The organism is Bradyrhizobium sp. 23 (assembly GCF_023073295.1).
Lineage (GTDB): Bacteria > Pseudomonadota > Alphaproteobacteria > Rhizobiales > Xanthobacteraceae > Bradyrhizobium > Bradyrhizobium canariense_D.
In genome coordinates this window covers 479424-482219 of the sequence record NZ_JADPJF010000064.1, presented here as the reverse complement: position 1 = coordinate 482219, position 2796 = coordinate 479424, and the positions used below count along the sequence as shown (strand labels likewise).

Below are 2796 nucleotides of genomic sequence, written 5' to 3'. Positions count from 1 at the left end.
GGCCGGCGCCGCCGAGCCGTCACCGGAGCTGATCGCCTACGGCAAGTCGCTGGTGGAGGCCGGCGACTGTGCCGGCTGCCACACCGCCGATCCCGCCAAACCGTTCGCGGGCGGAAAGCGCATCGACACACCATTCGGCGCGATCTATGCCCCGAACCTGACGCCGGACCGCGACACCGGCATCGGCGCCTGGACCGACACCGATTTCACTCGCGCCGTGCGCACCGGTGTCGCCCCAGACGGCTCCAACTATTACCCGGCGTTCCCCTACCCCTATTTCACGCGGATGACGAAGGACGACACGCTGGCGATCCGGGCCTATCTCGGAACGCTCGCGGCCGTCACCAGCCGCAACAAGCCACCGGAACTACGCTGGCCGTTTAGCTATCGCGGCCTGATGCGGATCTGGAACATGGTCTATTTCAAACCCGGCCTGTTCGAACCGGACCAGAGCCAGAGCGCGGCGTGGAATCGGGGCGGCTATCTCGTCACCGGGCTCGGTCATTGCGGCGCCTGCCATACGCCGAAGAACTATTTTGGCGCGGACAAGCAGGCGCAGGCCCTCGCGGGCAACGAGGTGGGCGGCTGGTACGCGCCACGGCTCGATGGCGCCGCCCGCACCGGGCTGAAATCGTGGAGTGTCGAAGACATCACGGAATATCTTCAGAGCGGGCGCAACGCCAGGAGCCATGCCAGCGGGCTGATGGCGGAGGTGGTCGTCAATTCGACTTCGAAGATGAGCGATGCCGACGTGCGCGCGATCGCGGTTTACCTGAAGAACCTGCCGCCGGCACGGCGTGAGACGATCGTGACGCCGCCTGACGATGCCGAGATGAAGGCCGGCCAGGCCATCTACGCCAAGTTCTGCATCGCCTGCCACGAGGCCGACGGATCCGGCGCACCGCGCATCTATCCGCCGCTGCCCGCCAACGCGCTGCTGCAATCGGTCAATCCGTCCTCGACCTTGCGCATCATCCTCGACGGCGCCCACACCGTGACGACCCCGCGCGCGCCCAACACCGGGGAGATGCCGGCCTATTCCAACCAGCTGTCCGACGCAGAGATCGCGGCGGTGACGAACTACATCCGCAATTCCTGGGGCAACGCCGCGCCGCTGGTGACGCCGGCGCAGGTGGCGAGGGCGCGGAAGCAGGAGCCGTAGCTCAAGGCTCCCGCTCCTCCTCTTCCGTGAAGACGAATTTCGGCATCTCCCATTTGTAGCGCACCGCCAGCAGGCGGAAGCTGATGCCGAGGACGAATGTCAAAATGGTCCAGAGCTCGGCGTTCAGCTTAAGACCGAACGCGGTGGCATAGAACAATCCCGTCACCACCGAGACGCTGGCGTAGAGCTCGGAGCGGAACAGCAGCGGCACGTCGTTGCAGAGCACGTCGCGCAACACGCCGCCGGCGCAACCGGTCACCATGCCGGAGACGATGACGATCGGCAACGTGGCATCCATCTGCCAGGCGATGTCGCAGCCGGTCATGGTGAAGACGACGAGGCCGATGGCATCGAGCACGATGAAGGCCAGTTTCAGCCGGTGCACCAGGCGCGCCATCAGGATGGTGAGGAAGGCGGCGCCTCCGGCCAGTGCGAGGTAGATGGGGTTCTGCACCCAGGCCAACGGATAATGCCCCAGGAAGAGATCGCGCAAGGTGCCGCCGCCGAGCGCCGTGATGCAGCCGAGGAAGCAGACGCCGAGCCAATCCATGCTGCGGCGGCCGGCAGCGAGCGCGGCGGTCATGCCTTGCGCCGCGACCGCAACCAGCGACAACAGATGCAGCACGCTATAATCGCTCGGCGGCAAGCTCCACATCGCTTTGTTCCCTTCCGTCAGCGGAGCTTACGCGTCAGGTTCCCCAGCGAACAGGTTCACGATTCCCGCCGCGGGCGCAACATGCGACGAAAGCATTAAGGAGGGCGGAACAGAATCTCGCATCCACGGGTTGTCCCGCCGCAATAATCGAGGAGAACCAATCGATGGCTGACGACCGTTTTATCAACGATCCGTACCGCCCGAATCTCGCCGATGATGAGTATCGCAATGCGGCGCGACGGGATGCCCAGCTTCAGGTCGACCCGGAGCTTGGCGAAGGCCCCGCCTCCAGCGGCAAAGTAGCCCTGTTCGCAGTGGCAATCGCCTTGGTGCTGGGTGCCGTATTCTACGGCCTGAACAACACCGGCACCAGCAACCAGGCCAGCACCACGCCGGCGACGCAGACAGCGCAGCAGGCACCGGCTACCAATCCGGCCGCACCTCCCGGCATGCGCGACGTGACGCCGCGCACCAACACCGGACCGGGCGTGACCACGGGCGCCGCGCCGAGCAAGGCGGCCCCGGATACGCCGGCACCCGCTGACGGCGCGAAGTAACGAATTGCAACAATATGCGACAGCGGCGGGATTCAGATCCCGCCGCTTTCGTTTGTCTTAGCTGAACATCTTGTTGAGCTCGCCGCCGGGATGGCCGCTCGCCAGCTCCGCGAAGGTCCCCTTCTCCGCCATTTCCTTCGCGGCCCGCATGAAGCCGCCCCAAGCGGCGCGAGCGAGTGAACCGCCGACGCTGATCCGGCGCACGCCAAGATCGGCAGCTTCCTGCAATGACAGCCCGGAGCCGCCGATCAACAGGTTGAGCGGTTTGGGTGCAACAGCCTTCACCACCGCGGCGATGTCCTCGCGGCTCTTCAGGCCCGGCGCGTAAAGGCAATCGGCGCCAGCATCTGCGTAGGCCGTCAGCCGGTCGATGACCAACTTGAGGTCGGTCACGCCCCACAGATAGGCCTCGCAGCGGCCGA

4 protein-coding genes are annotated in these 2796 nt (G+C 65.6%); 2 read left to right on the top strand and 2 right to left on the bottom strand.

The features are described from left to right. Positions 1-1162, top strand: a 1162-nt coding sequence (locus tag IVB32_RS17565; RefSeq protein ID WP_247410793.1) for a c-type cytochrome, incomplete at its 5' end; no start/stop codon positions are given. A 1-nt stretch (position 1163) separates the two neighbouring features. Here IVB32_RS17565 and IVB32_RS17560 read toward each other — a convergent pair. Then, complete coding sequence (locus IVB32_RS17560) at positions 1164-1817, bottom strand: trimeric intracellular cation channel family protein (protein ID WP_085351305.1); 654 nt, start codon at positions 1815-1817, stop codon at positions 1164-1166. 164 nt (positions 1818-1981) lie between these two features. Here IVB32_RS17560 and IVB32_RS17555 point away from each other — a divergent pair, with 164 nt between their 5' ends. Continuing rightward, positions 1982-2374, top strand: coding sequence for a hypothetical protein (locus IVB32_RS17555; RefSeq protein WP_018456491.1), 393 nt, complete (start codon positions 1982-1984; stop codon positions 2372-2374). Positions 2375-2431: 57 nt separating this feature from the next. On the opposite strand, the gene IVB32_RS17550 is transcribed toward IVB32_RS17555, so the two are convergent. Continuing rightward, the coding region (locus IVB32_RS17550; RefSeq protein ID WP_247410791.1) for an isocitrate lyase/phosphoenolpyruvate mutase family protein at positions 2432-2796 on the bottom strand (365 nt) is incomplete at its 5' end.

Coding starts and splice junctions, on each gene's coding strand:
- IVB32_RS17560 (WP_085351305.1), bottom strand. CDS start 1,817: ATGTGGAGCTTGCCGCCGAGCGATTATAGCGTGCTGCATCTGTTGTCG.
- IVB32_RS17555 (WP_018456491.1), top strand. CDS start 1,982: ATGGCTGACGACCGTTTTATCAACGATCCGTACCGCCCGAATCTCGCC.